This is a genomic window from Ruegeria sp. AJ12 (assembly GCF_056536245.1).
Window position 1 is genome coordinate 303,875 of the sequence record NZ_JBQFJJ010000001.1, and the last position, 21,587, is coordinate 325,461.

The 21,587-nt window shown below is 59.2% G+C and carries 19 protein-coding genes; 6 read left to right on the top strand and 13 right to left on the bottom strand.

The window, feature by feature from the left end:
• Positions 1 to 75: 75 nt before the first annotated feature.
• The 4 genes from ACR3E0_RS01540 to ACR3E0_RS01555 form a co-directional block, all read right to left on the bottom strand.
• Entirely contained in the window at positions 76 to 867 is a 792-nt protein-coding gene (locus tag ACR3E0_RS01540; protein WP_480475510.1) for an SDR family NAD(P)-dependent oxidoreductase, read from the bottom strand.
• Complete coding sequence (gene betC / locus ACR3E0_RS01545; RefSeq protein WP_480475512.1) at positions 867 to 2,402, bottom strand: choline-sulfatase; 1,536 nt, start codon at positions 2,400 to 2,402, stop codon at positions 867 to 869. Before betC ends, ACR3E0_RS01540 begins: the two co-directional genes overlap by 1 nt.
• A complete protein-coding gene (locus tag ACR3E0_RS01550; protein ID WP_480475514.1) occupies positions 2,399 to 3,538 on the bottom strand; it encodes an aromatic ring-hydroxylating oxygenase subunit alpha in 1,140 nt (379 codons plus the stop codon). The genes betC and ACR3E0_RS01550 overlap by 4 nt, the downstream gene beginning before the upstream one ends.
• A gap of 131 nt (positions 3,539 to 3,669) precedes the next feature.
• Positions 3,670 to 4,719: a GlxA family transcriptional regulator gene (locus ACR3E0_RS01555; RefSeq protein WP_480475516.1), complete on the bottom strand. Its 1,050-nt coding sequence runs from the start codon at positions 4,717 to 4,719 to the stop codon at positions 3,670 to 3,672.
• A gap of 186 nt (positions 4,720 to 4,905) precedes the next feature.
• Between ACR3E0_RS01555 and msrA the strand changes: the two genes are divergently transcribed.
• A complete protein-coding gene (msrA, locus tag ACR3E0_RS01560) occupies positions 4,906 to 5,577 on the top strand; it encodes a peptide-methionine (S)-S-oxide reductase MsrA (RefSeq protein ID WP_480475518.1) in 672 nt (223 codons plus the stop codon).
• Here the strand turns inward: msrA and ACR3E0_RS01565 are convergent.
• Both ACR3E0_RS01565 and ACR3E0_RS01570 read right to left on the bottom strand, forming a co-directional pair.
• Positions 5,574 to 6,446, bottom strand: a complete 873-nt coding sequence (locus ACR3E0_RS01565) for a ribokinase (protein WP_480475520.1) — start codon at positions 6,444 to 6,446, stop codon at positions 5,574 to 5,576. The genes msrA and ACR3E0_RS01565 overlap by 4 nt on opposite strands.
• A gap of 3 nt (positions 6,447 to 6,449) precedes the next feature.
• On the bottom strand, positions 6,450 to 8,705 hold the full coding sequence (locus tag ACR3E0_RS01570) for an NADP-dependent malic enzyme (protein ID WP_480475522.1): 2,256 nt from the start codon (positions 8,703 to 8,705) through the stop codon (positions 6,450 to 6,452).
• A 161-nt stretch (positions 8,706 to 8,866) separates the two neighbouring features.
• Between ACR3E0_RS01570 and mutS the strand changes: the two genes are divergently transcribed.
• Complete coding sequence (mutS, locus tag ACR3E0_RS01575; RefSeq protein ID WP_480480914.1) at positions 8,867 to 11,482, top strand: DNA mismatch repair protein MutS; 2,616 nt, start codon at positions 8,867 to 8,869, stop codon at positions 11,480 to 11,482.
• Between the two features lie 29 nt (positions 11,483 to 11,511).
• On the opposite strand, the gene ACR3E0_RS01580 is transcribed toward mutS, so the two are convergent.
• Together ACR3E0_RS01580 and hrcA are read right to left on the bottom strand one after the other, a co-directional pair.
• Positions 11,512 to 12,075, bottom strand: coding sequence for a nucleotide exchange factor GrpE (locus ACR3E0_RS01580; RefSeq protein WP_480475524.1), 564 nt, complete (start codon positions 12,073 to 12,075; stop codon positions 11,512 to 11,514).
• Positions 12,076 to 12,085: 10 nt separating this feature from the next.
• Positions 12,086 to 13,150 carry a heat-inducible transcriptional repressor HrcA gene (hrcA, locus tag ACR3E0_RS01585; RefSeq protein ID WP_480475526.1) on the bottom strand — a complete coding sequence of 355 codons (1,065 nt, stop codon included), beginning with the start codon at positions 13,148 to 13,150 and terminating at the stop codon, positions 12,086 to 12,088.
• A gap of 112 nt (positions 13,151 to 13,262) precedes the next feature.
• Between hrcA and rph the strand changes: the two genes are divergently transcribed.
• The 4 genes from rph to ACR3E0_RS01605 are packed head-to-tail and all read left to right on the top strand — an operon-like array spanning position 13,263 to position 16,088.
• On the top strand, positions 13,263 to 13,976 hold the full coding sequence (gene rph / locus ACR3E0_RS01590; RefSeq protein ID WP_480475528.1) for a ribonuclease PH: 714 nt from the start codon (positions 13,263 to 13,265) through the stop codon (positions 13,974 to 13,976).
• Entirely contained in the window at positions 13,973 to 14,587 is a 615-nt protein-coding gene (gene rdgB, locus ACR3E0_RS01595; protein WP_480475530.1) for an RdgB/HAM1 family non-canonical purine NTP pyrophosphatase, read from the top strand. The genes rph and rdgB overlap by 4 nt, the downstream gene beginning before the upstream one ends.
• Positions 14,577 to 15,731, top strand: a complete 1,155-nt coding sequence (gene hemW, locus ACR3E0_RS01600) for a radical SAM family heme chaperone HemW (RefSeq protein ID WP_480475532.1) — start codon at positions 14,577 to 14,579, stop codon at positions 15,729 to 15,731. The genes rdgB and hemW overlap by 11 nt, the downstream gene beginning before the upstream one ends.
• A gap of 3 nt (positions 15,732 to 15,734) precedes the next feature.
• Complete coding sequence (locus ACR3E0_RS01605; protein WP_480475534.1) at positions 15,735 to 16,088, top strand: YbaN family protein; 354 nt, start codon at positions 15,735 to 15,737, stop codon at positions 16,086 to 16,088.
• Here ACR3E0_RS01605 and ACR3E0_RS01610 read toward each other — a convergent pair.
• The 5 genes from ACR3E0_RS01610 to mnmE are packed head-to-tail and all read right to left on the bottom strand — an operon-like array spanning position 16,078 to position 21,575.
• Complete coding sequence (locus tag ACR3E0_RS01610; RefSeq protein WP_480475536.1) at positions 16,078 to 16,974, bottom strand: ParB/RepB/Spo0J family partition protein; 897 nt, start codon at positions 16,972 to 16,974, stop codon at positions 16,078 to 16,080. The two genes, ACR3E0_RS01605 and ACR3E0_RS01610, sit on opposite strands and share 11 nt — an antisense overlap.
• A gap of 20 nt (positions 16,975 to 16,994) precedes the next feature.
• Positions 16,995 to 17,798 (bottom strand): ParA family protein, encoded by an 804-nt coding sequence (locus ACR3E0_RS01615; RefSeq protein WP_480475538.1) that lies wholly within the window; start codon positions 17,796 to 17,798, stop codon positions 16,995 to 16,997.
• A complete protein-coding gene (gene rsmG, locus ACR3E0_RS01620; protein ID WP_480475540.1) occupies positions 17,791 to 18,411 on the bottom strand; it encodes a 16S rRNA (guanine(527)-N(7))-methyltransferase RsmG in 621 nt (206 codons plus the stop codon). Before rsmG ends, ACR3E0_RS01615 begins: the two co-directional genes overlap by 8 nt.
• Entirely contained in the window at positions 18,408 to 20,276 is a 1,869-nt protein-coding gene (gene mnmG, locus ACR3E0_RS01625; RefSeq protein ID WP_480475542.1) for a tRNA uridine-5-carboxymethylaminomethyl(34) synthesis enzyme MnmG, read from the bottom strand. Before mnmG ends, rsmG begins: the two co-directional genes overlap by 4 nt.
• Positions 20,277 to 20,288: 12 nt before the next feature.
• Positions 20,289 to 21,575, bottom strand: a complete 1,287-nt coding sequence (gene mnmE, locus ACR3E0_RS01630) for a tRNA uridine-5-carboxymethylaminomethyl(34) synthesis GTPase MnmE (RefSeq protein ID WP_480475544.1) — start codon at positions 21,573 to 21,575, stop codon at positions 20,289 to 20,291.
• Positions 21,576 to 21,587: the final 12 nt, after the last annotated feature.

Here is a 21,587-nt window from a genome sequence, read left to right on the forward strand (position 1 = left end):
GGTCGCGACCGGCGACCAGCAACAACCAGTCATTTCTACCAACTGTGGGCGCACGGGTGACGATCACCGGTTTTTTCATAGTTTCATCTGCTGAACCTGCGCGCTCAGCCCTCCGTCCAGAACCCAAAGCTGACCGCTGGCATAGCGCGCCTCGTCCGAGGCCAGCCAGTTGACCAGATTGGCAACGTCTTCCGGCGTGCCGTAGGTGCGCATCGGGTGCACGTCGCGCACGGCCTGTTGCAGCTGATCAATGGTCTGTCCCCCGCCGCCCGAACCATCGCCGGTGAAAAAGCTCCGCAGCATGGGGGTGTCGACATATCCGGGACAGATCGCATTGACGCGGATACCTTCGGGACCATGATCGCAGGCCATCGCCCTGGTCAACGCGTGCACAGCCCCCTTGGTTGCACAATAAACGGCGAGGCCGGGATCGGCGATGAACCCGTCATAGCTGCCAAAGTTGATGATCGAGGCCGAGGTTCCCGAAGCGGATGCGGCACGCATCAGGGGCAATGCGTGTTTTGACGTCAGAAACGTTCCGGTGACATTGACCGCAAACGACTGGTTCCATTCGTCCAGCGTCGTTTCTTCGATGGTCTTTTCGATCTCGATCCCTGCAGCGTTTACCAGAATGTCCAGTTTGCCCGCCTCTGCACCAACCTTGCCCAGCGCGGCAACGGCATCCCTCTCCTGTGTGACATCCAGTTTGACAAAGATACTGCCGTCATCATCATGCGCGGTCAAAGACCCCTGTGGTGTGAGATCGGCGGCGTAAACCCGGGCGCCTTCGCGCAGAAAGCGCGCGACAATGGCCCGACCGATCCCCCCACGGCCGCCGGTGACCAAAGCGGTTTTGCCGTTGAGCATCATTTTGCCTCCTCCCCAACCGGTGGAAACCGATATCGGGTCGCCGCCGCAGTCCAATCCAGATGATTGCGCACATATTCCTGTGACGCATCGCGCGGAGGATCATAGTCCCAGGCGTCGCCGGCGCCGGCCTCCATCGCTGCATGCAAGGCGCGTCGGGTTTTTTGGGTCGCGATCACGTCTGCGCGAAGCTTCTCACTGTCCCAGCGCCGCGCAACTTCGGCGGCAAACTGTGCTGCATGATCTGCATAAGCGGGATCGTCGGCAAGATTGACCTTCTCCAGCGGGTCCCGCGACAGATCGAACAGCAGCGGCGGGTCCGGATCGCAGTGAATGTATTTCAACGGCCCGCGCCGGATCATGAACACCGGATAGGGCGTCATCTCGGCGCAGTATTCCCCGATTGTTTCGTCAATCGGATCGTCCTCGCCACGCGCCAACGGCATCAAGGACCGCCCGTCCACCGGTTCCCCGAACATGTCCTCTGTGCCGCCAGCGATTTCAACGAAAGTGGGCAGCAGATCCACCAGAGAGCAGGCGTTGGATGCCGTGCCGTACGTGATCCCCTGACCGGCCATGATCAGGGGCACCCGAGCGGAGTGTTCGAAGAAGTTCATCTTGTACCACAGGCCGCGTTCACCCAGCATGTCGCCGTGGTCGGCGGTGACGATCACGATCGTATCCTCCAGCGCGCCAGTATCCTCCAATGCCTGAACCACTGCGCCGACCTTGCTGTCGAAATAGCTGACATTGGCCAGATAGGCGCGGCGGGCGCGGCGCACCTCATCTTCGGTCAGGGGCACATGGCTCGCCTCAATCCCGTCCATGACCCGGCGCGAAAAGGGGTCCTGTTCCTCGGGCGTCAAAGTGAAGTCCGGCATCGGAACATCCGCGTCGGAATAGAGGTTCCACCATTCAGGCTTGGCCACATATGGATCGTGCGGGTGGATGAAACTGGCCACGAGGCAGAACGGTGCGTCGTCTCCGGCGGCACGGTCGCGCGCCCGGTCAATCAGCCAGCGGCGGGCGGCGAACTCAACCTCGTCGTCATAGTCGGTCTGAAAGGTGGCGACCGCCTGGCCGCTTTCCTTGACCGTCGCCATGTTGTGATACCACTTGTCGATCCGCTCGTCCGGGGCCTCCCAATCCGGGGTCCAGGCGAAATCGGACGGGTAGATGTCGGTGGTCACCCGGTCCTGAAACCCGTGTTTTTGGTCCGGGCCGATGAAATGCATCTTGCCGGACAAACAGGTGCGGTAACCCAGGGCCCGCAGGTAATGCGCAAATGTGGGGACTGAGGCGCGGAATTCGCTGGCATTGTCATAGGCTGCGATCCGGCTGATCAGCTGCCCGGACATAAATGCAAAACGCGACGGTGCGCAAAGCGGCGAGTTGCAATACGCCGCGTCGAACCGCATCCCGCGCGCGGCCAGCGCGTCCAAGTTCGGGGTCTTCACCGTCGGATGGCCATAAGCGCCACAGAAGTGCGGTGCCAATTGATCGGCCATGACCACAACGATGTTGGGCCGTCTCACGGGGCGGCCTTTGCATAGGCGTCCAGCACCAGCCCGTGAAAATGATGGACGGCATGTTCGGATTTACCCGACCCGTTCGGGTCGTGCACGATGCGGCCCTGGGTGAATGCGGGCGTGCTCATGCCGCGCTGAACGCTCTCGACGATGTTGATGTCTTCTTTTTGCAATACCTCGTCCAGATATCGGATGGCCTCCAGCTCTGCGTCATCCGGTTCCGGAGTTTCAAGAAAGAAGTCATAGGTTTCCAGCGTCCGATCCGGACCAACCGGAATGACGTTCAGCACGATCATCGAGGATCGCCCCGGATACCGCATCAGGCAGGTCGTGGGCCACAGCCACCAGACCGCATGGGTCCGAACTGTCGCGTTCGACACGTCATAGGCTGTGTTTGCACCTTTGCCCGCCTCGGCCATGTGGCTGGAATAGATACCGTGGGTCGTGACCTTGTAGGTGTCCATATCGACCAGATCGCAGAAATCCTTGTGCGCGGTCGGACAGTGATAGCATTCAAGGAAGTTGTCGACGACGTTTTTCCAGTTCGACCTGATATCATAGGTCAGGCGATGCCCGAATGTCAGGGTTTCGATATCCGGGGCCCAGTGGCGGATTTCGGTCTCAAGGTCGCCAGAGACCTCGTGCAGCGGACGCGCCTTTGGGTCGAGGTTGACATAGATGAAGCCTGTGAACTCTTCTACGCTGACCTGATCCAGACAAATGTCCTTAGTGCTGAAACCTGTCAGATTTTCCGTTTCAGGCGCGCGGACCAGCTGGCCGTCCAGCCTGTAGACCCAGGCATGATAGGGGCACATGATGCGCGTGGTTTCACCTTCACCCGACAACAAGTGGTGCGCCCGATGTTTGCACACGTTGTAAAACGCGCGCAAAACACCGTCGCGATCCCGCACCACCGCAACGGGTCGACCTGCAATCTCAACCGTCACGTAAGAGCCCGGCGCGCGCAGTTTTTCAACGTGGCACACCCATTGCCAGGATTTTGCAAGGATCTCATCCAGATCGACCTGATACCACGCCGGATCGACATAGGCCTCGGCCTTCAGTGAACTGGTGTTGAACGGGTCGGCGCTGTACCCGTCTGAAATCCGCGCAAACTGATCCCTGGATGGCAGCTGGCTCATGTATGGCTCCGCTAAGTTCGGTCGGGCGCACTGGCCCCGATGACTGGATTGTGGCGCATATGATCCGTTGAAACGCAGCGCAGGGCTTAACGTTATTCGCCGCAGAATTGACTTTTTCGGACGGCGTGAGGTCAGCTTTTTGGCTTGCGATGCATCGGCCACGCCCGGAATTCAAACGGAACCCGCCCTTCGATCCGATCCTGCGTCGGGGCCAATCCAAACCTGTCCTTGTAGGACCGGGTGAAATGGACATGGCTTGCAAACCCCGAGGCCAGAGCGACCTCGGCAATGGGCAATTCGGTCTGAGTGACCAATCCACGCGCCCGGTCCAGCCGGATGTCGCGATAGTAAAGCACGGGTGCCTTGCCAATATAGGCCGCAAAAAGACGGGTCAGCTGCCGTTGCGAAACACCGGTCTGCCTGCTGATCTCCGGAACCGGGACAGGTTCTTCGAGATTGGCCTCCATCACCTGTATCGCTTTCCTTAGTTGGGCGGGCACGGTCGAACCCAACGGCTCATTGCCGTCCGGCTGCTGCATTTCTGCCGGGCCGCGCAACCGGTCGTGAAATATGTATCTGGCCGCCGCATTGGCCAAAGCGCTGCCGTGAATGCCCTGCAGGATTTGCAGCCCAAAATCAATCGAGGCAGAGCCGCCGCAACAGCTCACCCTGTTGCCATCCAGAACGTACAGGTTCTCCACCACCTCAACGTCAGGATAGAGCTCTTGAAAGGCGTCGATATGCTCGTAATGCACGGTGGCGCGCCGCCCCGTCAGCAACCCGGCCCGCGCCAGGATAAAGGCGCCGGTATCCAGCGATCCGAGGGTGGCGCCGCGGCGGGCCCAGTGACGCAGTGCGGTGCCCAGATTGCCGGTCAAATGCCGTTCTGGCGTCCAGCTGGCCGAAACAATCACAATGTCAGCCGCTGCCGAGGCCCGTGCATTCAAAGGTGTTGTTTCAATGCCTGTGCCATTGCTGGACAGGCAGTAACCGCCAGCCTCAGACACGAATTCCCAGTTGAAAACAGGGCGTCCATCCAGATAGTTCGCCGCGCGAAACGGATCGATTAAGCCCATTGTTGCAGCCATGTTGAAGCTGGGGGTAACGATCACGGTCAGACGAGTTGTCTTTCCTTTCTGTGCCATCTGGCCATCACCCCGTTTGCCCGTCTTTCCTTTCATGAAAAGTCTTTTGGGCGTTTTGCGCAAGCATTGCGCCAAGCGGGCGGGATCAAAACAAACGACGCCATCGCAACGCGAAGGCCCGCACCCGGCGATAAACTCGCCTCACCACCGCGTGACATTCAGCTTCAGCGGATTGCCAGATCGCGCATCTCAAGGCAGCCTGATCCGGAAAGGAGATCTGTCATGTGCCGGACTGCCTATAGAGATTGCATCAAACCTACCATGCTATTTGCGTTGATTACCCTTGTCGCGTTGCTTCGGGCTTTGCCGGCCCCGGCAGCCGGGACCGAAACACTCACCGTTGCCGGCGGGTGTTTCTGGTGCGTCGAATCCGATTTCGAATCCGTGCCTGGTGTGATCGGCGCGGTTTCGGGCTACACCGGCGGGCAAACTGCCAATCCAACCTATGACCAGGTCACCAAGGGCGGCACGGGTCACTATGAGGCCGTGCAAATCACCTTTGACCCGGCCCGCGTGTCCCGTGAAACGCTGTTGAACATGTTCTTTCGCTCGGTCGATCCGACCGATGCCGGCGGGCAGTTCTGCGATCGCGGAGACAGCTACCGCACCGCCATTTTCGTCTCTAACACAGGCGAAAAGGCCCAGGCAGAAGCCGCCAAGGCAAATGCACAGGCTGTATTGGGCCAAGCGGTGGTAACGCCGATCCTGCAGCAATCGACCTTCTATACGGCCGAAGCCTACCACCAGGACTATTACAAGGGCGACAAGCTGGTGCTGACGCGTTTTGGCCCCAAGCGCCAGAAAAACGCATACAAAGCATACCGCAAAGCCTGCGGTCGGGATGCGCGGGTCAAGCAGCTTTGGGGATCGGATGCGCCCTTTGCGGGGTCTTAATCGAACGGCGCGCCGCGCACCTCTTTCAGGTCGGGGATGACATCTGCCGTACCGTGGCGCATCACCATCAGCGCCGCGGCACGGTTGGCCAGCAGGATAGCCTGTTCCATTGGCATTCCACGGTCCATTCCTGCCAGAACATATCCGGTGAAGGTGTCCCCCGCCCCGGTCGTGTCGACGGCCTCAACCTTGTGCGCCGCAAAATCCACCGGGTCGCTGCCCTGCTGCAGATAGCGCGCGCCTTTCGAGCCAAGGGTCACAATCACATGCCGCACCGGCAGATCGCTGACGTCCAGACCCGTTTCCTGGCGTAGCTGGTCCGCCTCCACCTCATTCAGGATCAGGAAGTCCAGATAGGGCAGAACGGCCTGAACCGCATCCGCCTCAAAAGGCGCGGCAGCGTAGCAAACCGTCAGACCCAAATCTTGCCCCAAACGGGCTGCCTCGACCTGCGCGTTGGTTTCGTTCTGCATCACCAGCAGGTCACCGGTGCTCGCCGAGGCCATGGCCTTGCCCAGTTGCCGCACGTCCAGCGCATGGTTGGCTCCGGGAAAAAGGATAATCAGGTTTTCACCCTGAGCGTCGACGCCAATAATCGCGTGGCCCGTCGGGACATCCACCTCGGCGATATGCCGTGTATCCACCCCGTATTCCGTCAGCCGATCTTTCGCCCAGCGCCCATCCGATCCCACGGCGCCGATGTGACGGACCTGCGCGCCCGCTCGGGCCGCGGCCACAGACATATTTGCGCCCTTGCCACCCAGAAACCGCTCAAGCCCATGGGCGGCAAGCGTCTCACCCGGCCCGGGCAGATGCGGCAAAGTGTAGATCATGTCCGCGTTGATCGAGCCGAGGTTCCAGATCGCCATGGCTTATCCGATATCGCAGGAGGCCAGAATGGCCATGTTGAGGATGTCGTTTGCCGTCGACACCGTCGAGCAGACCTGAATCTGCTTGTCGATCCCCGACAGGATCGGCCCGATCACGGTTGCGCCACCCATTTCCTGCATCAGCTTTGTTGAAATCGAGGCCGAGTGGCGGGCCGGCACGATCAGGATGTTCGCCGGACCGGTCAGGCGCGAGAAGGGATAGGCCGCTTGCTGATCAACATTCAGCGCCACATCCACGGTCATCTCACCCTCGTACTCGAAATCGACGCCCCGATTGTCCAGAACAGCGGGCGCCCGGTGCATCTTTTCAGCCCGTTCCGAGACCGGGTACCCGAATGTCGAGAAACTGACAAAGGCGACGCGCGGCTCAATACCCATGTGACGCGCCACGGCGGCGGCGCGTTGGGCGATGTTCGCAAGATCACTTTCGTCCGGCCATTCATGCACCAAAGTATCGCCGATCAACACGATCCGGCCCTTGTGCAACACCGCGGTCACACCAGCCGCCCCATGGGCGGCATCGGCATCAAACACGTGATTGATCCGGTCCAGAACATGGGCCGACTTGCGGGTCGCGCCGGTCACCATCCCGTCCGCATGGCCATGGGCCAGCATCAGGGACGAGAACACATGCCGGTCGCGCGCGGCCAGACGGTGAATATCCTTATGGTCAAAGCCTTTGCGCTGCAGCCTCTGGTACAGGAAGCTCTTATACGCCTCGAGATGCGTGGTGTTGGCGGCGTTCACGACGTCCAGCTCACGAACGGCATCGCCCAGCCCGGCCGCCTCGAGTTTTTCCTTCACGTCATCGGGACGGCCCACGACCAGCGCTTTGCCAAACCCGGACCGCTGATACATCACGGCGGCCCGCAACACACGGGGATCGTCACCCTCGGCAAAGACCATTCGACTCTGCGCGGCACGGGCACGGGCGTTCAGACCACGCAGGATGCTGGCGGTTGGGTCCATGCGGGATTTCAGACTCAGCTCATACGCATCCATATCGATGATCGGACGGCGCGCCGCGCCAGTGTCCATCCCGGCCTTCGCGACAGCGGGCGGAATACGGTGGATCAGGCGCGGATCGAAAGGCGTCGGGATGATATAGTCCCGGCCAAAGGTCAGGGACTTGCCATAGGCCATCGCAACCTCATCCGGCACATCCTCGCGCGCCAGACGCGCCAGGGCATGGGCGCACGCGATTTTCATCTCGTCATTGATGGCACGCGCGTGGATGTCCAGCGCGCCCCGGAACAGGTAGGGGAAACCCAACACGTTGTTGACCTGATTGGGATAATCACTGCGTCCTGTGGCAACGATCGCGTCAACACGAACTTCGTGGGCCTCTTCCGGAGTGATTTCCGGATCCGGGTTCGCCATGGCGAAGATTACCGGATTGTCCGCCATCGAGGCGACCATATCCTGTGTCACCGCACCTTTTACGGATACACCCAGGAATACGTCGGCGCCGTTCATGGCCTCTTCCAGGGTGCGCAACTCGGTCGAAATCGCGTGTGCCGATTTCCACTGGTTCATACCCTCGGTCCGGCCCTGATAGATGACCCCTTTGGTGTCACAGACGATGCAGTTCTCATGCCGCGCGCCCATCGACTTGAGCAGTTCGATGCAGGCAATACCCGCCGCCCCGGCCCCGTTCAGGACGATCTTCACATCCTCGATCTTCTTTCCCGAGATATGCAGCGCGTTGATCAGACCGGCGGCACAGATCACCGCCGTGCCATGCTGGTCGTCGTGGAAGACGGGAATGTCCATCTCTTCCTTCAGACGCTGTTCGATGATGAAACACTCGGGCGCCTTGATGTCCTCAAGATTGATGCCGCCGAAGGTTGGCCCCATCAGACGCACGGCGCGGCAAAACTCATCCGGATCTTCGGTGTCCAGCTCGATATCAATCGAGTTCACGTCGGCAAACCGCTTGAACAGTACCGATTTCCCTTCCATGACCGGTTTCGAACCCAGCGCACCCAGATTGCCAAGGCCCAGAACGGCTGTCCCGTTCGAAATCACGGCGACCAAATTCCCTTTGTTGGTATAGTCGTAGGCCGTCTCGGGCGTTTCGGCGATGGCTTCGCAGGGAACAGCAACACCGGGGCTGTAGGCCAGCGACAGATCACGTTGCGTGGTCATGGGAACGGTGGCCTGCACCTCCCACTTTCCGGGGGTGGGGTCCAGGTGAAAGGCCAGCGCCTCTTCTTTGGTGATCTTCGTTTTGGGCATGTGATGGGTCGTTTCTTTGCAACTGATGGGCCTTCGCCTCATAGCGCAGGCAGGTGCGCGCCTCAACGACAATACTTTTCGCCTTTCACTGCACGGGGCGGATTTGTAAGGTCGCCAGCGGAATACGCCAGAAGGGATCAGCCTTGTCCACAGTCACGCCGATGATGGCGCAATATCTCGAGATCAAGGAAGCCCACGCCGATGCCCTGCTGTTCTACCGCATGGGTGACTTCTACGAGATGTTTTTTGAAGACGCCGTCAGCGCGGCAGAGGCGCTGGACATCGCCCTGACCAAGCGCGGCAAGCACAATGGGGACGACATTCCGATGTGCGGCGTCCCGGTGCACTCCGCCGAAGGGTACCTTTTGACGCTGATCCGCAAAGGGTTTCGCGTGGCCGTGTGTGAGCAGATGGAAAGCCCGGCGGAAGCGAAGAAAAGAGGCTCTAAATCAGTCGTAAAGCGTGATGTCGTGCGTTTGGTGACGCCCGGAACGCTGACCGAGGATGCATTATTGGAGGCCCGTCGCCACAACTTTCTGGCCGCATATTCCGAGGTGCGGGATGAGGCGGCACTGGCCTGGGCCGACATCTCGACCGGGGCGTTTCATGTGATGCCGCTGACTTCGGTCCGCCTGAGTCCGGAGCTTGCACGTCTGGCCCCGTCTGAACTGATCGTCGCTGACGGATCCGAAGGGCACCTGCAGGAACCGGTTCGTGACCTCGGCATTTCTCTGACCCCGGTCGGGCGCGCGAGTTTTGACAGCGCGTCCGCCGAAAAACGCATCTGCGGGCTGTTTCACGTGGGTGCACTGGATGCGTTCGGGAACTTTGGCCGTGCCGAAATCTCGGCCATGGGCGCACTGATCGATTATCTGGAAATCACGCAGAAGGGCAAACTGCCCCTTCTGCAAACACCGCTCAAGGAATCCGAAGACCGCGTCGTGCAGATTGACGCTGCCACACGGCGCAATCTGGAACTCACCCGGTCCCTGTCCGGCGGTCGGGCCGGGTCGCTTCTGGCCGTTGTGGACCGCACTGTCACGCCTGGCGGTGCCCGGCTGTTGGAACAGCGCCTGTCCAGCCCGTCCCGAAATCTGGATGTCATTCAGGCCCGTCTGGATGCGGTTTCTTTTGCGGTCGACGACAATCTGATCGCGTCGGACCTGCGTGAGGTCCTGCGCAAGACACCTGATCTGGATCGCGCGCTTTCCCGCCTTTCCCTGGAGCGCGGCGGACCCCGTGATCTGGCGTCTATTCGCAACGGGATCACGCAAGCTGCCTCGATTGCCGAGAACTGCAAGGGCAAGGATCTGCCGGTTTTGCTGACGACAGCGGTCCAGAACCTCGTTGGGTTTGAAGACCTGCTTGATCTGTTGGACGACGCGCTGGTGGCAGAACCGCCCTTGTCGGCGCGTGACGGCGGTTTCATTGCGCCCGGCTTTGACGCCGAACTGGACGAAGCCCGCACCCTGCGCGATGAAGGCCGCTCGGTCATCGCCGGGTTTCAGAAGAAATATGCGGAACACACCGGGATCACCTCGCTCAAGATCAAGCACAACAACGTGCTGGGGTATTTCATCGAGACCACGGCCACCCATGCCGAGAAAATGCTCAACCCGCCGTTTTCTGAGACCTACATCCACCGCCAGACCACCGCCAATCAGGTCCGGTTCACGACCGTCGAACTCTCCGAAATCGAAACCCGCATTCTGAATGCCGGGAATCTGGCGCTGGAGATTGAAAAGCGGCTCTATCAAAGGCTTTCGGGCGAGATTCTCGCTGGCGCGGCGCGGCTGAACCAGGCGGCCCGGGGTCTGGCCGAAATAGATCTGACCACCGCTCTGGCCGATCTTGCGCGGGGTGAAAACTGGTGCCGCCCGCAAGTCGATTCATCGCGGGCATTCGATGTTCAGGGGGGTCGCCACCCGGTTGTGGAACACGCGCTTCGGCAGCAAAGCGGCGATGCCTTCGTTGCCAATGATTGCGATCTCAGCGCTCGGGATGGTGCCGCGATATGGTTGCTCACCGGTCCCAACATGGCGGGTAAGTCAACCTTCTTGCGCCAGAACGCGTTGATCGCGTTGCTGGCTCAGATGGGCAGTTACGTTCCGGCCGAACACGCACATGTCGGCATGGTCAGTCAGCTGTTCAGCCGGGTTGGTGCATCTGATGACCTCGCACGTGGTCGATCGACATTCATGGTGGAAATGGTCGAGACCGCTGCGATTCTGAACCAAGCCGATGATCGTGCCCTTGTCATTTTGGATGAAATCGGTCGCGGCACGGCCACCTATGATGGTCTGTCCATCGCGTGGGCCACGCTGGAACACCTTCACGCCACCAATCAATGCCGCGCGCTGTTCGCCACCCATTACCATGAGCTCACCGCGCTGGCCGGTAAACTGGAGGGCGTGGACAACGCCACCGTTGCCGTCAAGGAATGGGAAGGTGAGGTGATCTTTCTGCACGAAGTCCACAAGGGTGCCGCAGACCGGTCCTATGGCGTGCAGGTCGCCCAGTTGGCCGGCTTGCCAGCCTCAGTTGTCGAGCGGGCGCGTATCGTGTTGGATCAATTGGAGAAAACAGAGCGCGAGGGCGGCAAACAAAAAGCTCTGATTGACGATCTGCCGCTGTTTTCTGCAGCACCGTCACCGCCTCCCCCTGCACCGAAAGCGTCACCGGTATCGGATATGCTCGATGAAATCCTGCCCGATGAACTGACACCACGCGATGCGCTGGACCTGATCTACAAACTGAAAGAGGCGGCCAGATCCTGACCGCCCCGCAAGCTCATTTATTGAACTGTTCAGCTTGAAGGCGTCGACGACACGCCAACCTGAGCCGGGCGCAGCAGGCGGTCATGTAACATGAATCCTTCCGCCGAGACCTGAATGATGTCGCCAGCGCGGGTTCCCGGAACCGGCGCTTCGAACATGGCTTCATGCAGATTGGGATCGAACCGGTCGCCAACCTCGGGTGTGATCACTTCGATTCCGTGTTTTTGAAACACGTCTTTCAGGGCCCGCATGGTCAGCTCGACGCCTTCGAGCAAAGCCCCGGCAACCTCTTTTTGCTCGTCGGTTGCGGCCTCCAGCGCGCGTTTCATGTTGTCATAGACCGGCAGCATATCCCGGGCGAGCTTTGAGCCGCCATATTGTTCTGCCTCGCGGCGGGCCTTGTCACCGCGTTTTCGGGCATTTTCGGCATCAGCCAAGGCGCGCATGAATTTGTCTTTGTAATCATCCCGCTCGGCACGCAGCTCATCCAGTTCCAGCGCTTCGTCGCTGATTTCCGCAAACTCATCCGCCAGCTCTTCTGCTTCGGCGGTTGCGATATCGTCCAGAAAATCTTCGTTCTTGGGCTCTGCCATCTTCTAACCTCTAGCTCCGGTCGGATATCAGCCTGCCGACCAGTTGCGCCGTATAATCCACAATTGGCACGATCCGTCCGTAATTCAAACGTGTGGGCCCAATGACCCCGACCGCACCGATTATCTTTCGATCAGCGTTCATATATGGAGACACCACCAAAGAGGAACCCGAAAGTGAGAAAAGTTTGTTCTCAGAGCCAATAAAAATGCGCACACCTTCGCCGTCTTCGGTCAATTCAAGGAATTCCGCGATGTCGCGCTTGCGTTCGAGATCATCAAACAGGGTGCGAATGCGGTCCAGTTCCTCAGCCTCACCGGGTTCGCCCAACAGATTCGCCCGTCCTCGGACGATCAATCGGGCCGAGTCGGTCCCGTCCCCATCCCAGGCCGCTATGCCGCGTTCAACCATTTCCCGCGCCAACGCATCGATTTCCTGTCTGCGCGCAGCGATCTGTGTCTGCATCTGACGCCGCACTTCGCTGAGCGTGCGCCCCTCGATCAAAGCATTGAGGAAATTTGCGGCCTCGCGCATTGAACTGGGTGTCTGACCGGGCGGCGGTGTGAACAGCCGGTTTTCTACGTGCCCATCTGCAAACACCAGGACCACAAGCGCGCGGTCATGCGCGAGGGAAACGAACTCGATATGCTTGATTTCAGATTCCTGCTTGGGGGTGAGAACCAGCGAGGCACCATGTGTCACGTGTGACAAGGCCGACCCGACCCGGTCCAGCATTCCGCCCATATCGCCAGTGTTAGAGCCTAGTGTTTCTTCCAGTTTCTGGCGATCATCCGCACCCAGATCACCGACCTCAAGCAATCCATCCACGAACATCCGCAGACCCATCTGGGTGGGAACCCGGCCTGCGCTGACATGCGGGCTGTCCAACAGGCCGAGAAACTCCAGATCCTGCATCACGTTGCGCACCGTTGCGGCGCTGACTTTTTCCGATAGCGTGCGGGTCAGGGTCCGACTGCCGACCGGTTCGCCGCTGTCCAGATAACTCTCGACGATCAGACGGAACACCTCGCGCGACCGCTCGTTCATCTCGTCCAGAATCTTGCTTGCTTCGCTCATCGGCAATCCCTTGCTGGGTCGTCATTAAATAGCAGGCATCTGAAAGGTCAATCGGGGTTGCATCGTAACGCCACGGGACGGTATCCCCAAGCCAGCAAACAAAGGATTTCCCATGCGCCCCTCTGGACGAGATTTAAGCGAAATGCGCCCGGTTTCAATTGAACCCGAGTTCACCAAACATGCCGAAGGCTCCTGCCTGATCAAGGTGGGCGATACCCATGTGCTGTGCACCGCCTCGCTTGAGGATCGCGTGCCGCCATTCATCAAAGGGTCTGGATTGGGCTGGGTTACCGCAGAGTACGGCATGCTGCCCCGCGCAACCAATACGCGGATGCGGCGCGAGGCTGCCTCGGGCAAACAAGGCGGTCGAACCGTTGAGATTCAACGCCTTATCGGTCGTGCACTGCGCGCCGGAGTGGACCGGGTTGCATTGGGGGAACGCCAGATCACCGTGGATTGCGACGTGATTCAGGCCGATGGCGGGACACGTTGCGCCGCGATTACAGGGGGGTGGGTCGCCTTGCGCCTGGCGGTCAACAAGTTAATGAAGGCTGGAGATGTGATCTCGGATCCGCTGATCGATCCGGTTGCGGCGGTGTCCTGCGGCATTTACGCGGGCCAGCCCGTCCTGGACCTGGACTATCCCGAAGACAGCGAGGCCGGCGTGGACGGAAACTTTATCATAACGGGTTCCGGCAAACTGATCGAAGTGCAGATGAGTGCCGAAGGGTCCGTCTTTAGCCGCGATCAGATGAATCAATTGATTGATCTGGCAGAGAAAGGCGTCGGCGAATTGGTCACGGCACAAAAGGCCGCAACTGCATGACCCGCAAGTTCGAAGGCGACAGATTGCTTGTTGCCACCCATAACAAAGGCAAGCTTGAAGAGATGGCGCATCTTCTCGAACCCTTTGGGGTGACTGTCGTGGGTGCCCGCGAGATGAGCTTGCCGGAACCGGACGAAACCGAAAACACGTTTGCCGGCAATGCGCGGATTAAGGCGCATGCGGCCGCAAAAGCCACCGGCTTGCCCGCCCTGTCGGACGATTCGGGTATTACCATCGACGCGCTGGACGGCGCACCGGGTGTTTACACCGCTGATTGGGCGGAAACCGCCACCGGTCGCGATTTCATGATTGCGATGACCCGCGCGCATAACGAGCTTGAGACCAAAGACGCTGCGCACCCGCGCAGGGCACAGTTCCGCTGCACTCTGGTTCTGGCCTGGCCCGACGGGCATGATGAAGTGTTCGAGGGGGTCGCGCCCGGCCATCTGGTTTGGCCGGTCCGCGGCAAGGACGGCTTTGGCTATGACCCGATGTTTGTCCCTGAGGGTCACGACATTACCTATGCCGAGATGGATCGCTGGGAAAAGAACAAGATCAGCCATCGCGGCCGCGCGGTGGAAATGTTCGTGAAAGGCTGTTTTGGAAGATGATTGGCGCAACGGGGGCTTTGGCCTGTACGTGCATTGGCCTTTTTGCGAGGCCAAGTGTCCCTATTGCGATTTCAACAGTCATGTTTCAAAAACTATTGACCAAAAACAATGGCTTGACGCGTATCTGACGGAATTGCGACGGGTATCGGCCGAGACTCCGGACCGCGTTCTGAACACGATCTTTTTCGGGGGCGGCACGCCGTCTCTGATGGCGCCCGAAACAGTCGCCGCAGTGATCGACATGGCCCGTGCAGCGTGGCGGCCCGCCAACAACATGGAGATCACGCTCGAAGCCAACCCCGGTTCGGTCGAAGCCGGTCGGTTCGCGGCCTATCGTGACGCGGGCGTCAACCGGATTTCAATGGGCATTCAAGCGTTGAATGATGAAGACCTGCGCAGGCTGGGCCGTGTTCACACCGTGGCGGAGGCGCGTGCAGCCTTTCACATCGCCCGAACTTGTTTTGACCGCGTCAGCTTTGACCTCATTTATGCCCGCCAGCATCAGACGCTGGACGCCTGGCGCGCGGAACTGACCGAAGCGCTTTCCATGGCGGTGGACCACCTGTCGCTCTATCAACTCACCATCGAGGACGGCACGGCCTTTGGCGATCGCTACGCCGTTGGCAAGCTGCGCGGTCTGCCTGCAGACGACAGTGCGGCGGATATGTATCTCGCCACGCAGGAGATCTGTGAGGCGCATGGGTTGCCGGCCTATGAAGTCTCAAACCACGCCCGTCCGGGATCGGAATCCCAACACAACCTGATCTACTGGCGCTATGGCGATTACCTGGGAATTGGGCCCGGCGCGCATGGTCGGATCACATTGAATGATCAAAAGCTGGCGACCGAAACCTATCTGGCGCCAAATGCCTGGCTGAGCGCCGTCGCAGACGGGTCAGGGGAAAAGCAGCGTGCCAATCTGTCGCCCGAAGATCAGGCCATCGAATACCTTATGATGTGTTTGAGGATCTCAGAAGGGCTAGATATAGACCGGTATGAGGCACTTTCTGGCGCATCTCTGCCCGAGGCAAAGCTCAATGGTCTTTCGGAAATGGGTATGATCACGCAACAAGGCAACAGGCTGTCAGTCACCAAAGACGGGCGGGCCGTGCTGAATGCGGTCATCCGCGAGCTGTTGGGGTAGACGATGCAGTATCTCTGGGCGGGATTGGGGTTGCTTTGCGTCGCGCTCGCGATGATCGGAGTGGTTCTGCCTCTGCTGCCGACCGTGCCGTTCCTGTTGCTGGCTGCTTTTTTCTTTGCCAGATCATCCTCGCGCCTTCACAACTGGCTGATCACCCATCGCACATTCGGGCCAATGATCCTGGACTGGCAACGATCCGGCGCAATACGACCGGTTGCGAAAAGAGCGGCCACGATATCGGTCGTCGCCGTCTTCGGTATTTCCGTTCTGGCCTCGGCCCCAACGCATATCCTGATGATTCAGGCCGTCGTTCTGGGTGGCGTCATGCTCTTTATCTGGACCCGGCCTAACGGCTGAGCTTGGCGCACAGGTCATCCAGCTGATCAAGGTTTTCATAGGTCAGAACAACTTGTCCCGTCTCCGAACCCGGCTTGTGATTGATGGACACTTTCATCGCCAATATGGCAGACAGATCCTTTTCCAGCGCGCGTGTATCTGCATCTTTACCTGCATTCAGGTTTCTGGATCGCGGCGCCGGACGTTCGGAACCTGCTTGCTGTTGTTTCTTGACCAGCATTTCGGTCGCACGCACCGACAACCCGTCCCGCACGATGGATTTGGCCAGCTCGGACGGGTTATCAGCCGTAATCAACGCCCTTGCATGGCCGGCGGACAGTTTTCCTTCGACCACGAGTGTCTGGACGTCCATTGGCAGAGACAACAGCCGCAACAGGTTGGCAATATGGCTGCGGCTCTTGCCCAGCGCCTCGGCCATTTTTTCCTGCGTATGTCCGAAACGGTCCATCAGCTGCCTGTAACCCGCCGCCTCTTCGACCGCGTTCAGATCGGCCCGCTGGATGTTCTCGATAATCGCGACCTCAAGCACTTCGGTGTCATCAAAATCGCGCACAATCACTGGAATATCATGCAGTTGCGACATTTGCGCAGCGCGCCACCGACGCTCGCCAGCGACAATCTCGTACTCGCCATCACCGATTGAACGGACGATCAGCGGCTGAATGATACCCTTTTCCTTGACCGACGCAGCCAGTTCATCAAGCTGATCAGGCGAGAACGTGCGGCGCGGCTGGTTCGGATTGGCACGCAGCTTTTCGATGGGGACAGTCAAATCCGGTCGGCGCGGCTCGGTAGACGGCCGACCCTCGGCCTCGGGTGTGACATCGGCCATCAGGGCGGACAATCCGCGCCCAAGACCTCTTGATTTCGTTTTCCTGGCGCTCACCTCGCCCTCCTCACTGCCGCTCAGGCGGCGATCTTATTGTTCTTGTGCATGATCTCGCGCGCCAGATGCCGGTAAGCCATCGCCCCAAGCGAGCCCGAGTCATATTGCAATACGGGCAAGGCATAAGACGGTGCTTCGCTGACCCGCACGTTCCTGGGTATCTTGGTCTTAAAGACCATCTCACCCAGATTGTCACGCGCATCCTTTTCGACCTGACGGGACAAGTTGTTGCGGTTGTCATACATGGTCAACACAACACCTTCGATTCTGAGGTCTGGGTTTGCCGTCTGACGCACCTCGCGAATGGTCAGCATCAGCTGTGACAGACCTTCCAGCGCAAAGAACTCGCTCTGTAACGGAACCAGCACCGAATGCGCCGCAACCATGGCGTTGACCGTGAGCAAATTCAGCGAAGGCGGGCAGTCGATGAGCACAAAGTCCAGCTCGAAACCATCGATCGCCGTCTGGCGGAGCGCGTCATGCAACAGGTAGCTGCGTTTCTCGTTCGAAATGAGCTCGATATCCGCAGAGCTCAGGTCAACGGTCGCGGGAACCACAAACAGACCGCCGATTTCGGTTTCCTGAACGACAGCTTCCAGCGGCGCATCATCAAGAATCAGATCATAGGTTGTCCAGTCCCGATCCTCGACGCCCAGACCCGTGGATGCGTTCCCCTGAGGATCGAGATCGACCACCAGCACTTTGCAGCCTGCTTCGGCCAACCCCGCCGCAAGGTTTATCGCCGTTGTGGTTTTTCCAACTCCGCCCTTCTGATTGGCAACCGCAATAATCCGGGGCCCTGAGGGACGGGACAGATCAACCACGTGAAACTCCTTTGATCTTAAGGATAACGGCCTGGGGTTCGGTTAGACTTGTAATCGGCTCTGCGTCAAATTTCCATTCTTCGCGCGCCGCATCCACTTCTTTTTTCCAGTTTGCGCCTTTCGGCAACAAGGCCACGCCGTTTTTATCTAAATGTCTGTCACAAAAGGATAATAATGCCGGCAAATTCGCCACTGCGCGTGCGGACAGGACATCCGCACCCAGCGGTTCCACATCCTCGATTCGCTTCGGGACAACGCGACATGTTGCTCCGCATTCCCGTGCAACGGTACGCAAAAAGGCTGACTTACGCTGATCGCTTTCGACCATTGTAAACTTTGTCCCCGGTGCGTCTTCGATGGCCAGAATGGCGCACACCATACCGGGGAACCCTCCGCCGCTCCCAAGATCGGCCCAGTGGCCAAAAACGCCTGCACATCGATAAACCTGCACCGAGTCGAGGATGTGACGAGACCAGATATCTGCCAGGCTGCTGCGGGACACCAGGTTGATCCGAGGGGTCCAGCGTTCGACCAGGTCTACATAGGTCGTCAGACGTGCCAGTGTTTCACGTGAAACATTCAGAGCATCAATCACGTTTTGATCTGGCGTCATGCCCGGCGTACTCGGCTGTCCCGGCGCAGTTTGGCCAGAACCAAGGTCAGCGCCGCCGGTGTAACGCCTTCGACACGGCTCGCTTGTGCGATATTTGCAGGCCTGGCCTGTGACAGCTTCTGCTTCATCTCCGAAGACAGGCCATCCAGCGCGAAATAATCAAATTCGCGGGGAATTTCATAGGACTCATCCCGTTTCATCGCCTCGACGTCCCGTTGCTGACGGGCGATGTAGTTGGCGTAAAGCGCGTCCCGCTCAACTTGTTGACGGATGTTTCCATCTACTGCGTCAAGCTCTGGGATCAGTGGCAGCAGGTCATCGAATTTGACATCCGGAAAGGCCAGAATTGCCATCCCATCCCTGCGGTTTCCATCCTGATTGACGGCAATCCCTGCGGCCCGCATCTCTTTCGGCGTGTAAGTGCGCTCGGTCAGCTTGGATTTTGCGGCTCCGAGTTCAGCCATTTTGGATTCAAAGTGTTCACGGCGCGTCTCCCCCACACACCCCAGCTCCAAGCCGACAGGTGTCAGGCGCTGGTCTGCATTGTCCGCGCGCAGGGACAAACGGAATTCGGCACGCGATGTGAACATTCGATAGGGCTCTGCCACACCACGGGTCGTAAGATCATCGATCATCACGCCGACATAACTGTCAGCACGGGTGAAATGCACCGGATCGCGGCCCTTGGCTTCCAACGCCGCATTCAAGCCGGCGACAATGCCCTGCGCCGCGGCCTCTTCATATCCCGTGGTGCCGTTGATCTGGCCCGCAAGGTACAGCCCTGGAACATCCGGCAAAGAGAGTGACGAGGACAGAACCCGCGGGTCGACATAGTCGTACTCAATCGCATAGCCCGGTTGCAGAATGGTGGCTTGCTCAAGCCCCTTGATCGAACGCACATAGTCCAGCTGAACATCTTGCGGCAGCGATGTTGATATGCCGTTCGGATAGATCGTGTGATCGTCGACACCCTCTGGCTCCAGAAAGATCTGATGGGAGTCCTTTTCGGCAAACCGCACGATCTTGTCTTCAATCGAGGGGCAATATCTGGGGCCGACGCCGTCGATATGCCCGCCATACATCGCGGATTTTGACAGGTTTTTTTCTATGATTTCATGGGTCCGCGCATTCGTGTGGGTGATCCCGCACGAAATCTGGGGTGCAACAACAGACGTGGAGAGAAACGAGAACAATGTGGGGTCCTCGTCACCGTCCTGCTTCTCCAAATCGGACCAGTCGATCGTGCGCCCATCCAAACGCGGAGGCGTCCCGGTCTTTAATCGCCCTGTCCGCAGGTTGTAGCTGTCCAGCCGCTCGGCCAGCTTAACGGAGGGTTTGTCGCCCATGCGGCCGCCCGGACGCGAGACATCGCCAATATGGATGACCCCCCGCAGAAACGTACCAGAGGTGAGGATGACCGTTTGCGCGGGAACCTCGGAACCGTCGCCCAACTTGACGCCAGCAACCCGATCCCCATCCATAAGGAAGTCGACCACCTCACCGATAATGACATCCAGATTCGGCTGCGCCCGCGTTTCCTTCTGCATGGCTGCACGATACAACGCGCGGTCGGCTTGTGTTCGCGGTCCCTGGACAGCCGGCCCCTTGCGCCGGTTTAGCAAACGAAACTGTATTCCGGCCTGATCTGCGACACGGCCCATGACGCCATCCAACGCGTCGATCTCGCGCACCAGATGACCTTTACCCAACCCGCCTATCGCGGGGTTGCAGGACATGACGCCGATATCCGAGGCCGACAGCGTCACTAGTGCAGTGGCCGCCCCCATACGCGCCGCAGCGTGCGCAGCTTCGGTCCCGGCATGACCAGCCCCGATGACGAGGACATCAAATTTTGAATGTTTCACGTGAAACACTCCCTACTTGCCCAGACAAAAGCTGGAGAAGATTTCATCCAACAGGGTTTCGACATCTATTCTGCCAAGCAAAGATTCAAGGGCCCGGATTGCGGTTCTGAGTTCTTCTGCCGCGATATCATACAAGTCCGGACCTGATTCCAGAACCGCAATAGCGGCCGCAAGCGCATCCAATGCCTTGATGATCGCAACCCGGTGACGTTCGCGGGTTGCAATACCATGACTGGTAGATCGCTCACCCAATACACACGATATCTGGGAAATCAGCGCGTCTATACCCTGGCCCGTTTTCCCCGAAACGCCACCTTTAACATCCCCCAAAAGATCGGCCTTGGGCAAAACCTGGATATCCCCGGTCTCCATTGAAACACCCAAAGCGTCGGGCGCGTCTGACAGAAAAACCCGAAGGTCCGCTGCTTCGGCGCGTTTTCTCGCCAGTTCAATACCCAGGTTTTCAACGTGATCTTCAGTGTCCCGCAAGCCCGCCGTATCCAGCAAAGTCACCGGGAGGCCGGACAGGTCCATACGCACTTCGATCACATCCCGCGTGGTTCCAGCGTATTCAGACGTGATTGCGGCTTCACGCCCGGCCAACGCATTCAGCAACGTGGATTTTCCCGCGTTGGGCAGGCCGACAATAGCAACTTCGAACCCAGTGCGGATACGTTCTGCTATCTTGACCCCTTCCGCTTCCCGGCGCAGGTCATCCATGACGCCGGACACCAGACCGCGTACTTCGGGTGTGACGTCCGTCGGGACCTCTTCGTCGGCAAAGTCGATCACAGCTTCCAGCAGGGACGCTGCCCGGATCAGATCGCGGCGCCAGCGCTCGGCCAAAGCACCCAGCTCACCGGCCAGTATGGTCTGCGCCTGCTTTCTTTGTGCTTCGGTTTCAGCATCAATCAGATCAGCCAGACCTTCGACCTGAGTCAGGTCCATCTTGCCGTTTTCCAAAGCGCGCCGGGTGAACTCACCAGGTTCGGCCAGCCGCAGGCCTTCGGACTCGGACAGGCTGCGCAGCACCGCATTGACAGATGCCGTGCTTCCGTGAATCTGCAGTTCGGCCACGTCCTCGCCAGTAAAGCTTGCCGGCGCCTGAAATGTCAGAACAAGCCCCTCATCCAGAGTTGCACCAGTGCGATCCCGCAATGTGCGCATGCTCATACCCCGCAATGGCAGATCGCCGCCAGACAAGGCCGCAGCTGCAGAATGCGCCAATGGACCGGACAGACGGATAACCGCCACCCCTGCTTTGCCCTGCGCGCTGGCCAAGGCGAATATCGTATCCATTCGAAGGCCTCG

What these genes read in the sequence shown, in the direction of transcription:
- ACR3E0_RS01540 (WP_480475510.1), bottom strand. Translation starts at nt 867, where the DNA reads ATGCTCAACGGCAAAACCGCTTTGGTCACCGGCGGCCGTGGGGGGATC.
- ACR3E0_RS01550 (WP_480475514.1), bottom strand. Translation starts at nt 3,538, where the DNA reads ATGAGCCAGCTGCCATCCAGGGATCAGTTTGCGCGGATTTCAGACGGG.
- ACR3E0_RS01555 (WP_480475516.1), bottom strand. Translation starts at nt 4,719, where the DNA reads ATGAAAGGAAAGACGGGCAAACGGGGTGATGGCCAGATGGCACAGAAA.
- msrA (WP_480475518.1), top strand. Translation starts at nt 4,906, where the DNA reads ATGTGCCGGACTGCCTATAGAGATTGCATCAAACCTACCATGCTATTT.
- ACR3E0_RS01565 (WP_480475520.1), bottom strand. Translation starts at nt 6,446, where the DNA reads ATGGCGATCTGGAACCTCGGCTCGATCAACGCGGACATGATCTACACT.
- ACR3E0_RS01570 (WP_480475522.1), bottom strand. Translation starts at nt 8,705, where the DNA reads ATGCCCAAAACGAAGATCACCAAAGAAGAGGCGCTGGCCTTTCACCTG.
- mutS (WP_480480914.1), top strand. Translation starts at nt 8,867, where the DNA reads ATGATGGCGCAATATCTCGAGATCAAGGAAGCCCACGCCGATGCCCTG.
- ACR3E0_RS01580 (WP_480475524.1), bottom strand. Translation starts at nt 12,075, where the DNA reads ATGGCAGAGCCCAAGAACGAAGATTTTCTGGACGATATCGCAACCGCC.
- hrcA (WP_480475526.1), bottom strand. Translation starts at nt 13,150, where the DNA reads ATGAGCGAAGCAAGCAAGATTCTGGACGAGATGAACGAGCGGTCGCGC.
- rph (WP_480475528.1), top strand. Translation starts at nt 13,263, where the DNA reads ATGCGCCCCTCTGGACGAGATTTAAGCGAAATGCGCCCGGTTTCAATT.
- rdgB (WP_480475530.1), top strand. Translation starts at nt 13,973, where the DNA reads ATGACCCGCAAGTTCGAAGGCGACAGATTGCTTGTTGCCACCCATAAC.
- ACR3E0_RS01605 (WP_480475534.1), top strand. Translation starts at nt 15,735, where the DNA reads ATGCAGTATCTCTGGGCGGGATTGGGGTTGCTTTGCGTCGCGCTCGCG.
- rsmG (WP_480475540.1), bottom strand. Translation starts at nt 18,411, where the DNA reads ATGACGCCAGATCAAAACGTGATTGATGCTCTGAATGTTTCACGTGAA.
- mnmE (WP_480475544.1), bottom strand. Translation starts at nt 21,575, where the DNA reads ATGGATACGATATTCGCCTTGGCCAGCGCGCAGGGCAAAGCAGGGGTG.